Raw genomic sequence first — 14,335 nt, forward strand, 5'->3', positions numbered from 1 at the left:
GGGCCTATGGCATGTCCTTCGGGGAGGACGGTTTACGCCAGCCGCCGCTGACCTCCTTGACCTCCTTGTGCGGGAAGCGGCGTTCCGCGTACTCCTTGGCGGGGGAGCCGGGCAGCACGTACAGGGTCTCGGCCTTGTCCTGGAGCGGGCGCAGGACGGTGTCCATGAAGTTCCGGCGGTCGTCGAGGTACGGCCCGAGGACGTCCTCCCCGGCGGGGCAGACGGCCAGGCAGTAGGCGGCCTTGTAGTTCGGCTTGAAGGCCAGGCTCTGCCACATCGAGGCGTTCTCCGCGTCGGTGACCCGCGAGCGGAAGTCGGCGGCGTCCGCGCTGTCGGCGACCGTCTGCACGTAGTCGGTGAAACCGGCCATGAACTCGCGGTAGTTGTGGGTCGCGCAGGCCAGGAAGTCGAAGCCGCCGTCCTTGGTGAGGGCGCCGACCGGGCAGGCGGCCACGCACAACTTGCAGTCCACGCAGGGGTTGTAGTCGAGCGGCTCGCCGTACGAGGAGACCTCGGCGTCCAGGAGGACGGTGGCGAGCAGGACGAAGCTGCCGAACCTCGGGTGGATGACGTTGCGGTGCAGCCCCATCACACCCAGGCCGGCCGCCACCGCGACCGTCTTGTGGGCGACGACCCAGACCCGGCCGGGGAACCGGTCCATCTCCATGGGGAAGGTCGCGGAGGGGTTCACCGCGCGGTATCCGGCGTCCTGGAGCTCCCGTACGACCGTACGGGCCGCGTCGTTCACGAGCTCCCCGGCCCGGTGGAACTCGTGGTTGGCGACGCTGCGGGCCGCCGAGCGCACGTCGTCGCGGTTCATGCGGACGACGAGCGAGACGAGCGTCCGCGCCCCGGGCAGCGCCTCCTCGACGTGTTCGCGTTCCCCGGCCAGGTCGGGATGGTCCAGGCTCACCGCCGCGGCGTCGTCCGCCCCGGCCCGCAGGCACAACTCCCGCAGCCGGTCGGCGTCGAGGACCACCGGTGGTTCGGCCCGCTGCTCCGTGTCGCGCGCCGCGAGCACGGCCCGCACGGACGGATGGCCGGCCAGCCGGGCCGGAAGCTTTCGGGCTTCCATGGAAACGCCACGCCCCCTCTGATGGGTCAGTTTGATTTCTGGACACACTAGAGGGGGAGACAGTTGGAAAACAAGACTGACTGGCGGCGGATCAGCGGGTGCCGCGGGAGGGGCGGCGCGGCAGCAGCAGGGCGGGCAGCACGGCCAGGCCCATCAGGGCCGCCGCCACCGCGTAGGTGACGCGGAAGCCGGCCGGGTCGGCGCCCGCCGCGCCGAGCACCACCGAGCACAGGGCCGTGCCGATCGAGGCGCCCACCTGCGAGTTGATGCTCAGCGCCGTGCTGGCCGCCGCCATCCGGTCCTTCGGCAGGTCGCGGCTCGCGGTGGTCATCGTCGGCATCAGGACCATGCCCGCGCCGACGCCCATCACCATCGCCGCGCCGACCACCCGCCAGGGCGCCACGCCCTCCGTGCCGGTCTGCAGCGCGCTCAGGACCATCCCGAGCGTCGCGAGGGCGACGCCGACCGGGATCAGCCGCCGGGGCGACGCCGTGTCGATGCGGCGGGCGGCGACCTGCATGGTGAGGCCGACGGTCAGCCCGATCGGGGCGGCGAGCAGCCCGGCCGAGCTCGCGCTCCACCCCCGTACCGCCTGCCAGTACACCGGGCCGAGCAGCATCGAGCCGAAGTATCCGCAGGTGAACAGCGCCAGGGTGGCGGCCCCGGCCGCGAAGGTGCGGTCGCGCAGGAGGCGCAGGTCGAGCAGCGGCTCACGGGCCGACAGGGCCCGCCGGACGAAGGCCGCGACGAGCAGCACGCCCGCGGCGGTGGGGAGCAGCGCCCCGAGGCTCGCCCAGTCGCCGCCCTCGCCGCCGCGCGCCAGGCCGTACAGGAGCAGGGCGAGACCGGGGGAGAGCATCAGCAGGCCGGGGACGTCCAGGCGCGGGGCCGGGGCGCCGGCGCGCGGCGCGTCGGGGGGCAGGAGGCGCCCCGCGAGGGTCAGCGCCACCGCGCCCAGGGGGAGGTTGACCAGGAAGATCCAGTGCCACGACGCGGCGTCGACGAGCCAGCCGCCGAGCGTCGGTCCGATCACCGGGCCCACCAGGATCGGCAGTCCGCCCACGGCCATCGCCCGCCCCAACCGGGCCGGGTCGGCGGCACGCATCGTCATCGTCATGCCGACCGGCATGAGCAGTCCGCCGCCGAGGCCCTGCACCGCGCGGAAGGCGATCAGGCTGGGCGCGTCCCAGGCGAACGCGGCGAGCACCGAGCCGAGGGTGAACAGGACGAGCGCGGCAAGGTACGTGCGCTTCGCGCCGAACCGGCCGATGGTCCAGGCCGTGGTGGGGATGACCGCGGCGAGCGCGAGGGTGTAGGCGGTGGCGGTCCACTGGATGGTCGCCAGCGGCGCCTGGAAGGCCTCGGAGAGGCTGCGCAGGGCGACGTTGACGATCGTCATGTCCAGGACCGCCATGACGGAGCCGAGGACGACGACGGTGAGGATCCGGCCGAGCGGTGCGGCGGGAGCGGGGCCGGCGTTCCCGCGCGGCGTGCGGAGCAGTGCGGTGGTCATCGCCTGCGCCCCCCTCAGCCCTGGTAGGGCAGGTCGGCCCGGGCGGTGCGCAGCGCCCGCCCCCACCAGGCGAGCTGGCCGAGCATGCCCTTGGCGGCGGTCTCGGCGATCACCGCGTCCCGTGGCACGCCGTCCTCGCCGAGCCCGGACCAGGGGCCGTGCAGGCTCACCGCGTCGCGCACGGTGGTGGCGTGCAGCTCGGCGAAGACCAGCCGGAGCTGCTCCACGGCCCGCAGGCCGCCGCCGAGACCGCCGTACGAGACGAAGCCGACCGGCTTGGCCTGCCACTCGGGGCGGTGCCAGTCGATGAGGTTCTTCAGGACGGCCGGGAAGCTGTGGTTGTACTCGGGCGTGACGACCACGAAGGCGTCGGCTGCGGCGAGCCGCGGCGAGACCTCGGCGAGCGCCGCGGCCGCTCGGGGGCTCGGCCCGGCTCCCCAGTCCGGCATGGCCAGCGGCAGGTCGACCTCGGCGAGGTCGACGACGTCGAGCTCCAGGCCGCCGTGCCGCTCGGCGACGGCGAGGAACCAGTCGGTGACGGCACCGGCCTGACGGCCCTCGCGGACGCTGCCGACGAGGACGGCGACGCGCAGCGCGGCGGGCGCGGTGGCGGTCTCGGAAACGACGGTGGTGGTCTCGGAAGCGACGGTGGCGGTCTCGGGCATGGCGGATCCCCCTCCAGGAGTGGTCCGGACGCCCGGCGCGTCCGGCCCTCCCTGAAGGTACAACGCTCGTTGTAAAAAGTGCAACGCTCGTTGTACCCGCGGTGCGGTGCGGCGGTAAGGTGCCGTCATGAGCAGCACCAACGACGCCTGGATGGAACGGGCCCGGCGCGAGGTCCCGCCCCGCAAGCTGGAGAAACAGCTCACGGTGGTCCGCGCGGCCTGCGGGACCTTCGGCCGCGAGGGCTACGCGCGCGCCTCCGTCGACGCCCTGGCCGCCGCGGCCGGCGTGTCGACCCGCACGCTCTACAACCACTTCCCGGGCGGCAAGGCCCAGCTCTTCCAGACGGTCGTCACCTGGACCTCCCACGAGGTGAAGGACGCCCAACTGGCCCGGCTGCACGCCCTCCTGGACCCCGCGCGGCCGCCCCACCCCGACGCGCTCGAACGCGACCTGGTCGCGCTCGCGCGGGCCTTCACCGACCTGATCGCCGAGTATCCCGACCACTTCGCCCTGGTCCGGCACCTCTCCGCCGAGGCCGACCACGTCCCCGCCGAGGTCCGCACCGCCTGGCAGGAGGCCGGACCGGGACCGGTCTCCGCCGCGCTCGCCGCCGCCTTCACCGGGCTGGCCGAGCACGGCCTGCTCGACCTGCACGGCGACCCCGACCTGGCGAGCGGCCACTTCATGGCCCTCACCACGGCCACCGTCGTCCAGCGCTCCCACTACGGCGTGCTGCCGCTCCCGCAGGCCGAGACCGACCGCATCCTCGAGGGAGGGGTGGCCGCCTTCGTCCGCGCCTACCGCCCCGCCTAGGAAGCGTCCTCCGGACGGCCGGCGCGTGCCGTCCGGCTCACGACCGGGCCCGCGCCGGCTGTCGCCCGTCGGCCCCGGCCTGGGGGTAGATGCGGGCGCCGCACCGCGGGCCCGCCTGCGGGGCGAGCGCCAGCGCGAAGCCGTGGTTCGCGGCGACGGACCGGATGTGCTCGGCCGACAGGGAGCCCTGCCGCTCCAGGGTCAGCGCGGGCAGCCCCGCCCGGCCGCGCCCCGCCGAGCGGTGGAAGGAGACCACGCTCGTCGACACCGGCGCGTGGTACGGGTACCGCAGCCGCGCCGCGGCGTCGTCGGCATGCGCCAGGATCCGTACCCGCGGCTCGTCCCGGAAGTCCGCCACCACGCCCTCGCCGCGCCAATGGGGCAGCTCACGCGAGCGGTTCGCCGAGGTGATGAACAGGAACGCGGCCGCCGTACGGTCGAGGGCGGCGCGCAGGAAGGCGTTCGACGGGCAGTGCCGGCCCGGCGCGACCACCTGTACGGTCCGCACCCCGTCCTGGACGGCGGTCAGATGGCCGGGCAACCGCTCCGCGGCGGGGCCGCGGAAGCCGAACGGCCCGAGCTCGTACAGCTCGTCGAGCAGCGCCCACAACTGCCGCCGGGGCAGCTCGGCGGGCAGGCGGGTCCAGTCGAAGAGGGCGTGGACGCCGGACGGCACGGTCGTGACGGACCCGACCTGCCCCGGCGGACGGCCCTTCATCCGGTTGACCCGTGCCACGACCTCCGGGGCGGCGCCCGCGGTCAGCGCGTAGAAGTTGGCGAAGCCGTGCACCACCGCACCGCCCTCGCCCAGCTCGTCCGCCGCCCGTCGTACGTCCTCCGGGTCGCCCAGGACCAGGTCCCTGACCAGTACCGCCCGCTCGTCTCCCACGGTCGTGCCTCCACTGCCCGTTCGCTCACCGACCACACACGTGATCGTTTACGGCGTGCAACGAGCCCGGCCCGATCCGGTCACCGTGGCCCGCGCCGTCACCGCGCGCCGAACACGGCCGTCCGGAAGGCGTCGCGGACCGCGGTCACCGGGCCCGTGTCGCGGGTGAAGTAGAGCTTGTTGGTGAGCAGCACGGCCCAACGGCCGCGGGACGGGCTGACCCACATGCCGGTGCCGGTGAAGCCGTAGTGCACCCAGACGTCGTCCCGTACGGAGGTGCCGGGCGCGAGGTGCCAGAAGAGCCCGCGCGCCGGGGCGAGTTCGCCCGTACGGACCCGCAGCGAGTCCGCGACCCACCCGGGGCCGAACGGCGGCCGGACCGGATCGAGCACCTGACGCAGGAAGCGCCCCAGGTCTCCGGTGGTGGAGAACGTCCCGGCGATGCCGCACGCGCCGCCGAGCAGCCGGGTGGAGAAGTCGTGCACGGTGCCCTGGAGATGGGCGCCGGTCTCCTCGTCGTACTCGGTCGGCGCGGCCCGCGCGGCCAGCGGCGCCGGCAGCGGACCGTACCGGGTCTCCGTCATGCCGAGCGGAGCCCAGACCCGCTCGGCGGCCAGCCGCGCGAGGGGCCGGCCGGTGAGGTGCTCGGCGAGATAGCCGAGGATCAGCGCCGCCCGGTCGGTGTACTCGACGGCCTCCCCGGGCCGCCGGCGCAGCACCTCGCGCAGCACCCCGTCCCGTACGTCCTGCGGATCGGTGCCGTACAGGGCGCGCAGATTGGCGCGCAAGGGCAGGCCGGCGGTGTGGGTGAGGAGTTGGAAGGCGGTGACGTCGCCGAGCGGATGGCCGGCGACCTCGGGCCAGAAGGCGCCGAGCGGGGCGTCGAGCGCGAGCTCGCCGGACTCGGCGAGCGTGCCGACGACCGGCCAGACGGCGATCACCTTCGTGAGGCTGGCGAGGTCGTACAGCGAGTCGTCCCGCACGAGGCCGTCCCTGACCGGGCCGCAGGCGGCCGGTCCGGGCGCGAGGGACCCGACGGCCCCGCCCGCCAGGGGCCCGCGGGCGTCGCCGACGGCCCAGGCGGCACCGGGATAGACCCGGGCGCGGACCCCGTCCTGAAGGAGCCGTTCGATGCGCGGAGCGCCGAGCGTCGTGTTCACATCAGGTGTCTACCCAGCGGGAGTCGCTCTCCCGCGGGGCGGTCCGGATCCGCCTGCTCAGGCCTCCACGATGCGGAGCATGCCGCCGATGCCCAGGACGCTGTCGAGGCCGCGCAGTTCCTCGACGGCCTTCTTCATCGCGCCTTCCTCGGCGCGGTGCGTGATGAAGACGACGCGGGCCTTCGAGGCGCGGTCCTCCTGGGTGATGGAGCGGATGGACACCCCGTGGCGGCCCAGCACGCCCGTCACCTCGGACAGCACGCCCGGCGCGTCGGTGACGTCCAGCTTGAGGTAGTGGGGGTGGCTGAGCAGTTCCGTGGGCCGGAGCGTCGCGGGGCTGCCGAGCGGCACCGCGCGGTGGGTGCCGCGGCGCACGTGGTCCGCCGCGGTGACCAGGTCGCCGAGGAGCGCGGACGCGGAGGGCAGCCGGCCGGCCCCGTGCCCGTAGAACATCTGGTCACCGGCCGCGCTGCCGCGGAGGAAGACCGCGTTGAAGGTGCCGCGTACGTGGGCGAGGGGGTGGTTCCTGTCCACGAGGGCCGGGAAGACCTGGACGCCGATCTCGCGCTCTCCGGTGCCCGTCGTCCCGAACACGTCCGCCTTGGCGACGGACTTGACGACGTAGCCGAAACGCTCGGCGATCTCGAAGTCCTCGCGGTCCAGCCCCTCGATCCCCTCCCGCTCGACGTCGTCGACCGCGATCGCGCGCTTGAAGGCGAGCGAGGCGAGGATGGCCAGCTTCGACGCGGCGTCCGCGCCGCTGACGTCGTTGGTCGGGTCGGGCTCGGCGTAGCCCGCCTCCTGCGCCTGGCGCAGGACCTCGGCGTACGGGAGGCCCTCCTCGGACATGCGCGTCAGCATGTAGTTCGAGGTGCCGTTGACGATGCCGAGGACGCTGGTGATGTCCTCGCCGAGGAAGGACTCCCGGAGGAGGCGGAGGATCGGCACGGAGGCCACGGCGGCCGTCTCGAAGAACAGGTCGACGCCGGTGGCGTCGGCCGCCGCGTAGAGCTCGGGGCCGTGCTTGGCGATGAGCTCCTTGTTGGCGGTCACGACGGGCTTGCCGGCGCGGAGTGCGGCGAGCACGTAGGCGCGGGCCGGCTCGAGGCCGCCCATCACCTCGACCACCACGTCGATGTCCTCGGCGTCGGTGACCGCCGCCACGTCCTCGGTGAGGAGCGCGGCCGGCAGACCCGGGCGTTTCCTTCCGGCGTCACGTACGGCGATGCGCGTGAGGCGGAGATCGAGGCCGTTGATTTCCCTGATCTCGGGAGCCCGGCTCAGGAGGAATTCGGCGAAAGTCGCTCCGACATTACCGGCGCCCAACATGCCCACATTTATGCTGCGATACATGGCCGGAGCATACAGGCCGGTCCTGGGCCCGGCCGCGACCTTTTCCCGGGCATCTCGCATGGTGAAACCGCTGGTAAGCGCGGGGTCCGGATTTACCGGAAGCGTAATTCCGTTCCGTCGTTCCGTACGGGCGGAGTGCCGGCGAAGGTGCGGGCCGGGAGCGGCCGGCGGAGGATCGAAAGGACGGCGTCCGCGGGAGAGCGCCGCCCGGCACCGCCCAGCGCGTGAAGAGGTCCGGCCATGGAACCGTACGACGACACCGCCGACGCCGTGGAGGACACCGCCGGCTCCGCGGAGAACACCGCCGGCTCCTCGGAGAACACCGCCGGCTCCGTCGAGGAGACCGCCGGCTCGGCCGAGGACCCCGTTGGCGGCACCGTCTCCGTCCCGCCGCGGACGACGCCGTGAGCCGGGCTCCGCGCGGGGACGCGCCGGGCGGCGGGCGTTACGGCGAGGACGTCTTCCGGCCCGAGGCGGCGGGCGAGGGCGAGCGCATCGACTACGGCGCGCTCGCGTACGACGACATCACCCTGGCGCGGCTGCGCGACCTCGGGGCCGGTCCGGGCTGGCGCTGTCTCGACGTGGGGGCCGGTACGGGCACGGTCGCCCGCCGGCTGCTGGAGGAGGCCGGGGTGGAGAGCGTGCTCGCGGTGGACCGCGACGTACGGTTCCTCTCCGAACGGCCCGTGCCGGGCCTGGACGTGCGGGAAGCCGACGCCACCGCGCCGGACTTCGCCCCCGGCCGGTTCCGGCTGGTCCACGCGCGCTTCGTGCTGATGCACCTGCCCGAGCGCGAGCGCGTGCTCAGGGCATGGGCCGAACTCGTCGAGCCCGGCGGCGTACTGGTGCTGAGCGACGCGGTCGACCTGACGAGCGACCGGGCTCCCGGCACGCCGTACACCGAGGTGATGCGGGCGATGTGGCAGGGGCTGCGGGACACCATCGGCACGGACGTCTCGTGGGTGCCGTCGTACCCGGACCTGCTGCGCGGGGCCGGGCTCGCGCCCGTCGCCGCCGAGATCCATGTGCCCCCGCTCGTGCCGGGCAGCCCCATCAGCCGCTTCTGGGCGGACACATGGGAACGGAGCAGGGCGGCGATGCTCGCGACCGGCCTGGTCGACGACGCGGCCGTCGACGCGGCGATCCTCTATCTGCACTCGGACGCGTGCGCGGCCCTGTCGGCCGGGATGGTCACGGCGTGGGGTCGGCGCCCCGAGGGGCGGGAGGCGGCGGGCTGACCGTTTCCGCTGCAGCGCCTTTCGGGGAGGGGTCCGCTTTGAACCCGGGAAAGGGGATTGCCGCGGTCGTCGCCGAACCGCGCCATGGCTCTCCCTCCGCCGTGATCTGTCGTTCTGGCGTCGTTCTGCGGTCGTTCTGCGGTCCTTCGTCCCTTCCTTCCGTCTGAGGGTTTCATTCCGCTTTCTCTCGGTCGCGCGGGGCAGCACGCCGGAGAGGTCGAAGGTGACTGTTTTCCCTCCGGCCTATTAGCCGGGGCGGGTGAGTTCGACCGAGTTCCTTGACCCGGTCTTTCGACCGCGCTCGCGGGCCGACCGGGGGAACGCGCGGCGACCTGGAGCGACGGTGAGCTCACGTTCCGCCGGCGGCGGCACGCGCGCTCCGGCGCGGCGGGTGGCTCGATGACCTGAAGCAGCGCCTCGCGCAGGGGGCTGGGCTAGGGGATCCGGCCAGGGCGGGTCGCCCGTGAACTTCCCCGCGCGTTCTCCGGCGGCGAGCCGGCGGCACTGCCCCGACACTCGGTGACGGCCTGGACGCCCAGGGGGGCCGTCCTGGCTCGCAGAGGGCTGTCCGGCAGCCCCGGTCGAGCACCGAAAACGCGGCCTGACCAGCAAAAAGACCCTCCCGAAGGAGGGTCTGGGTGGAGCGCCCCCGGCAGGACTCGAACCTGCGGCCAAGTGCTTAGAAGGCACCTGCTCTATCCGCTGAGCTACGGGGGCCTGTGGTGGTCGGGACAAGGATAGGGCTCCGATCCCCTTGGCCCGGTTGCTTCACCTGCGTGGCACGATGTGGAGGTTCGGTGAAGCGGTCCGATAATCGCAGGCAGGTGCGATTCGTGCAGCGCTTTTCGCGCCACTCGGGCCGGGTGTTGTGCACTCGTTATGCCTGAGGCCCCCGGCTACATCCGTTCGGTCGGCGCGCGCAGCCGCAATACGCTTCAAAAAGGCTCCAAAATTGGGCATTCTTCGCATGTGGTGACCATGGACGAACGGCCTCAGCTGATCGACGCACTCTCCGCCCTGCGCGACCGTGTCGCCGCCGTGCGTCTTCCTCTCCCCCTCCCCGGCGCCCCCCGCGCCCGGCAGACCCGGTCCGAGCTGCTCGCCCAGCTCGACGACTACTTGGTGCCCCGCCTGAAAGATCCCGACGCCCCGCTGCTCGCGGTCGTCGGCGGATCCACGGGGGCGGGGAAGTCCACCCTGGTCAACTCGCTCGTCGGGCGGCGCGTCAGCGAGGCCGGGGTGCTCAGGCCCACCACCCGTACGCCCGTCCTGGTGTGCCACCCCGAGGACCACCACTGGTTCGCCGGAATGCGCGTCCTGCCCCAACTGACCCGCGTCTGGCTGCCCCAGCAGGACGACGACCACCCGGCCGAGGAGCCCCCCGAGGACAACGCCCTGCGCGTCGAGACCGCCGCCACCCTGCCCCGCGGGCTCGCCCTCCTCGACGCGCCCGACATCGACTCGCTCGTCGTCGAGAACCGCCTCCTCGCCGCCGAGTTGATCTGCGCCGCCGACATCTGGGTCATGGTCACCACCGCCTCCCGCTACGCCGACGCCGTCCCCTGGCACCTCCTGCGTACCGCCAAGGAGTACGACGCCACCCTCGTCACCGTCCTCGACCGCGTCCCCCACCAGGTCATCGGCGAGGTGTCCCGGCAGTACGAGGCGCTGCTCGACAAGGCCGGCTTCGGCGACCTGCCCCGGTTCACCATCCCCGAGCTCCCCGAGTCCACCGGCGGTGGCAGCGGGCTGCTGCCCGACAACGCCGTCGCCCCGCTGCGCGGCTGGCTCGCCCACTGCGTCCAGGACCCCGCCGCCCGCCAGCAGGCCGTCGGCCGTACCGCCGCCGGCGTGCTCGACTCCCTCGACACCCGCATGCCGGAGCTCGCCGGCGCCGTCGCCGCCCAGTACGCCGCGGCCGTACGGCTCGGCGGCGCCGTCGAGGCGGCCTACGACGCGCAGGGGCAGCGGGTCCGCGAGCTCGTGAAGCGCGGCGCCGTCCTCGCCGGCGACGCCCGGACCCGCTGGCGCGGCTACCCCCGGGACAGCTCCGCCGAGGAACTCCTCGACGCCCTCGTCGAATCCCTCGCCGCCCTGGTGCAGTGCGCCGTCGCCGCCGCCGACGAGCGGGTCCGGGACGCCTGGCGCCGCGAACCGGCCGCCGGCGCGCTCGCCCCGAGCGGTGCCGCGTTCCGGGACCCCCGCAAGGACGAGAGCCGGGACGCCGCCGAGCGGATCGCCATGTCCGTACGGCACTGGCGGCGCGTCCTGGAGGAGATGGTCGAGGAGGAGGTGCACGGCCTGGAACACCCGGCCGCCTTCCGCGGTTCCGGGAGGGGACACGGGCGCCCCGGGAAGACCTCCTGGCGCGGTGCGGGGCGCGGTTCCGGGCGCGCGGCGGCCGCCGCCGGGCCCGACACCGAGACGCTCACCGCGCTCCTCGCCGCTGTGCTCCTCGGCGGTCGCCGCACCCGCGCCGCCGGAGACCGGCTGGCCGAACTCCTCGGCGCCCAGGGCGCCCTGCTCCTCCGCGACAAGGGCGGCGAGCTGCTGCGCAGCTGCCTCGACGGCGCCCTGCACACCGAACGCGACCGGCGTCTCGCGCCCCTCGACGCCCTCGACGTGACCCCCGAGCCGCAGGCCGAGCTGATCGCCGCGCTCTCCGTCCTGCAGAAGGAGAAGTGACGCAGTGGAGAACCGAGTGGACGCAGCGGAGAGCGCGGTGGATGGGGTGGCTGGGGTGGCTGGGGTGGATGGAGTGGACGCGGTGGATGGGGTGGAGCGGGAGGGTGCGGGGGGCACGGGGAGCACGGGGAGCACGGGGAGTGGGGAAGGCGCGGACGGTTCGGCGAGGACTGCCGATGTAGTGGGTGCGGGTGCGGGTGCGGGTGCGGGTGCGGGTGCGGGTGGGGCGTCGGGCTTCGGCTTCGCCCGCGTCGCGACCCCCACGCCGACCCCTGCCGCCGCCCAGGCCCCCGCGGCTGCCCCCACCCTCACCCCCACCCCAGCCTCTGCCCCCGCCCCCACCCCCGCCCGCTGGGACGACGGGCTCATCGCTCGCCGTGCCGCCGAGCGCGCCGCCCCGCAGGGCGAGGGGGCCGACGGCGTGCCGGAGCAGGGCGGGGACGACGACGAAGGCGGGCTGCCGCCGCTCCGCGGGGCCTACGGGGGTGCCCTGCGGGCCCGACTCGACGCGTTGCACGAGCTCGTCGGCCTGTCCCGTACGCGGGTCGAGGCGGAGGCGCTCGCCGAGGCCGGGCGGGTGCTCGACGAGGCGGCCGCACGCCAACGGCTGTCGGCGCGGCACACCGTCGTCGCCATCGCCGGGGCCACCGGCAGCGGAAAGTCCACGCTCTTCAACGCCCTCGCCGGGGTCCCGGTGTCCGAGACCGGGCTGCGACGCCCCACGACCGCCGCGCCGCTCGCGCTGAGCTGGTCGGAGGGGGCCGCCGGGCTGCTCGACCGGCTCGGGATCCCCGGTCGGCTCCGGCGCCGGCCGCTCGCGGGCGGCGCGGCGGACGCCGACCTCCAGGGGCTCGTGCTCGTCGACCTGCCCGATCACGACTCGGCGGTCACCGCCCACCGCGACCAGGTGGACCGGCTGCTCGGCCTGGTCGACGCGGTGATCTGGGTGGTGGACCCCGAGAAGTACGCGGACGCCGCCCTCCACGAGCGCTATCTGCAGCCGCTCGCCGGGCACGCCGAGGTCACCTTCGTCGTGCTCAACCAGATCGACCGGCTCGGCACAGAGGCCGCCGACCTCGTCCTCGACGACCTGCGGCGCCTCCTCGACGAGGACGGCGTGGCGCTCGGCGAGCACGGCGAACCGGGTGCCACCGTCCTCTCCCTCTCCGCGCTCACGGGGGAGGGCGTACCGGAACTGCGCGAGCTGCTGGGCCGGTTCGTGCAGGAACGCACGGCGCCCGAGCGGCGGCTGTCCGCCGACGTGGACGCGGCCGCGGCCCGGCTGAAGCCGGTGTACGTGGCGGACGGCCGGCCGGGGCTCGGCGAGCGGGCCCGGGAGGACTTCGCCGACCGGCTCGCGGTCGCGGTCGGCGCGCAGGCGGCGGGGGAGGCCGCCGAGCGGGTCTGGCGGCGCGGGGCCATCCGTGCCTGCGGGACGCCGTGGCTGCGGCTCTACCGCTGGTACGAGCGGGTCCGCGCGCACGGCAGCACCGACCCGCGCCTGAACGCGCCGGTCGAGGAGGAGCTGACCGCGCGTCAACGGGTCGAGCAGGCGGTGCGGATCGTCTCCGACGAGGCCTCGCGCGGGCTGCCGGGGCCGTGGGCGCAGGCGGTACGGGAGGCGGCGCTGCGCGGGGCCGACGGGCTGCCCGAGGCGCTGGACGAGCTGACCGTGACGATGGGCGACCCGGCGGCCCGGCCGCCCCGCCCGGCGTGGTGGCCGGCCGCGGTGCTCGCCCAGGTGGTGATGACCTTCCTGCAGATCTTCGGCGCGCTGTGGCTGGTGGGCCAGATCGTGGGCGTGGTGGAGCCGCTGCTCTGGCCGCCCGTCCTGATCATGGTCGCCGGGATCGTCGGGGGGCCGCTGGTGGAGTGGGCGTGCGCGACGGCCGTACGCGGGCCGGCCCGGCGCTACGGCCAGGACGCCGAGCGGAGACTGCGCGAGGCGGCGGCGGCCTGCGGCCGGGCGCGGGTGCTCGACCCGATCGCGGCGGAGCTCATGCGTTACCGGGAGGTGCGCGAGCAGTACGTGACGGCCTCGGGCGCGACGCGGGTGGTGAGCCGGGTCGCGGGCGGCGGTCGCTTCGGCGGGACGCGGCTCGGCCCGGCGAGGTCGGGCGCGGCGCGGGTGAGGTGAGGCGGCCCGCCCCCGTCCGGCGTCCGTTCCGTCCGGCGCCCGTGCCGTCCGTCAGCCCCTCCCACCGCCCGTCACATCCACGGCGGAAGGACCCCTTCGGGTGGCCGAGTTGTCCACAGTCGTCCGCTTGTCCACACGCCTCAGCGGGTTTTCGCGCTTCGTTCCACCATGGGCACAGAGCGAAGGAAACCGTAGGACGACGAGGGGCGGGCGGAGACATGAGCGAGACGACGGTGACGCTGGTCGGCAACGTGGCGACGAACGTGGAGTACCGGGAGACGGTGACGGGCGGGGTGGCGCGGTTCCGGTTCGCCGTGCCGGTGCGGCGCTGGGACCGTGAGCGGGCGGTGTGGACGGACGGGCCCACCAGCTTCTTCACGGTGTCGGCCTGGCGCTCGCTGGGGGTGAATCTGGCGGCGTCGGTGTCGGTGGGCGAACCGCTGGTGGTACACGGCAGGCTGAAGGTGCGTGAGGAGGAGCTCGACGGGCGTCGCAAGACCTTCGTCGACGTGATCGCGACCGCGGTGGGCCACGACCTGTCACGGGGCACGGCGGCGTTCCGGCGGGCGGCGCGGCAGAATCCGGAACAGCAGCCTCCGGAAGAGCGCGCGCCCGACCCCTGGCAGACCCCGCCACCTGCGTCCGGCGAGGCCAACGCCACCCTTGTAACCGTCTCCTGACGAAGCGTTGTGGGGATTTGTCGATACCGTGACCAGCGGTTTCATGGGCAACTACCGCCGCTGATAACGATTTCGAGTCGGAATGGTTATCGGACTGCACTAGTGGACACGCGGGGGTTTCGCGTC

12 protein-coding genes and 1 tRNA gene are annotated in these 14,335 nt (G+C 74.1%); 6 read left to right on the forward strand and 7 right to left on the reverse strand.

Features of this window, described 5'->3' with window-relative positions; all coding sequences use genetic code 11:
• Positions 1-4: 4 nt before the first annotated feature.
• The 3 genes from ACIGXE_RS01285 to ACIGXE_RS01295 all read right to left on the reverse strand — a co-directional run bounded on the left by ACIGXE_RS01285 (position 5) and on the right by ACIGXE_RS01295 (position 3,253).
• Positions 5-1,075, reverse strand: coding sequence for a 4Fe-4S binding protein (locus tag ACIGXE_RS01285; protein WP_399741202.1), 1,071 nt, complete (start codon positions 1,073-1,075; stop codon positions 5-7).
• Between the two features lie 91 nt (positions 1,076-1,166).
• Positions 1,167-2,588 (reverse strand): DHA2 family efflux MFS transporter permease subunit, encoded by a 1,422-nt coding sequence (locus tag ACIGXE_RS01290; RefSeq protein WP_399741205.1) that lies wholly within the window; start codon positions 2,586-2,588, stop codon positions 1,167-1,169.
• 14 nt (positions 2,589-2,602) lie between these two features.
• Entirely contained in the window at positions 2,603-3,253 is a 651-nt protein-coding gene (locus tag ACIGXE_RS01295) for an NADPH-dependent FMN reductase (RefSeq protein ID WP_399741208.1), read from the reverse strand.
• Between the two features lie 127 nt (positions 3,254-3,380).
• On the opposite strand from ACIGXE_RS01295, the gene ACIGXE_RS01300 reads away from it, so the two are divergent.
• Positions 3,381-4,067, forward strand: coding sequence for a TetR/AcrR family transcriptional regulator (locus ACIGXE_RS01300; protein ID WP_399741211.1), 687 nt, complete (start codon positions 3,381-3,383; stop codon positions 4,065-4,067).
• A 37-nt stretch (positions 4,068-4,104) separates the two neighbouring features.
• Here the strand turns inward: ACIGXE_RS01300 and ACIGXE_RS01305 are convergent, their stop codons facing one another.
• The 3 genes from ACIGXE_RS01305 to ACIGXE_RS01315 form a co-directional block, all read right to left on the reverse strand.
• The gene (locus tag ACIGXE_RS01305; protein ID WP_399741214.1) at positions 4,105-4,956 is read right to left on the reverse strand and encodes a hypothetical protein; all 852 of its coding nucleotides are present in this window, start codon (positions 4,954-4,956) and stop codon (positions 4,105-4,107) included.
• 98 nt (positions 4,957-5,054) lie between these two features.
• Positions 5,055-6,116: a serine hydrolase domain-containing protein gene (locus ACIGXE_RS01310; RefSeq protein WP_399741217.1), complete on the reverse strand. Its 1,062-nt coding sequence runs from the start codon at positions 6,114-6,116 to the stop codon at positions 5,055-5,057.
• Between the two features lie 57 nt (positions 6,117-6,173).
• Entirely contained in the window at positions 6,174-7,469 is a 1,296-nt protein-coding gene (locus tag ACIGXE_RS01315) for a homoserine dehydrogenase (RefSeq protein ID WP_399741220.1), read from the reverse strand.
• Between the two features lie 240 nt (positions 7,470-7,709).
• Between ACIGXE_RS01315 and ACIGXE_RS01320 the strand changes: the two genes are divergently transcribed.
• Together ACIGXE_RS01320 and ACIGXE_RS01325 are read left to right on the forward strand one after the other, a co-directional pair.
• The gene (locus ACIGXE_RS01320; protein ID WP_399741223.1) at positions 7,710-7,877 is read left to right on the forward strand and encodes a hypothetical protein; all 168 of its coding nucleotides are present in this window, start codon (positions 7,710-7,712) and stop codon (positions 7,875-7,877) included.
• Entirely contained in the window at positions 7,874-8,707 is an 834-nt protein-coding gene (locus ACIGXE_RS01325) for a class I SAM-dependent methyltransferase (protein ID WP_399741225.1), read from the forward strand. Before ACIGXE_RS01320 ends, ACIGXE_RS01325 begins: the two co-directional genes overlap by 4 nt.
• Positions 8,708-9,351: 644 nt before the next feature.
• Here the strand turns inward: ACIGXE_RS01325 and ACIGXE_RS01330 are convergent.
• A tRNA-Arg gene (locus ACIGXE_RS01330) sits at positions 9,352-9,424 on the reverse strand.
• Positions 9,425-9,685: 261 nt separating this feature from the next.
• Between ACIGXE_RS01330 and ACIGXE_RS01335 the strand changes: the two genes are divergently transcribed.
• From ACIGXE_RS01335 to ACIGXE_RS01345, 3 genes are all read left to right on the forward strand, one after another.
• Entirely contained in the window at positions 9,686-11,392 is a 1,707-nt protein-coding gene (locus tag ACIGXE_RS01335) for a dynamin family protein (protein WP_399741228.1), read from the forward strand.
• Between the two features lie 367 nt (positions 11,393-11,759).
• Positions 11,760-13,529, forward strand: coding sequence for a GTPase (locus ACIGXE_RS01340; protein ID WP_399743669.1), 1,770 nt, complete (start codon positions 11,760-11,762; stop codon positions 13,527-13,529).
• 218 nt (positions 13,530-13,747) lie between these two features.
• Positions 13,748-14,209 (forward strand): single-stranded DNA-binding protein, encoded by a 462-nt coding sequence (locus tag ACIGXE_RS01345; RefSeq protein WP_399741231.1) that lies wholly within the window; start codon positions 13,748-13,750, stop codon positions 14,207-14,209.
• Positions 14,210-14,335 lie beyond the last annotated feature (126 nt).

The sequence above is a fragment of the Streptomyces sp. NPDC053431 genome (assembly GCF_044544925.1).
Classification (GTDB): Bacteria; Actinomycetota; Actinomycetes; order Streptomycetales; family Streptomycetaceae; genus Streptomyces.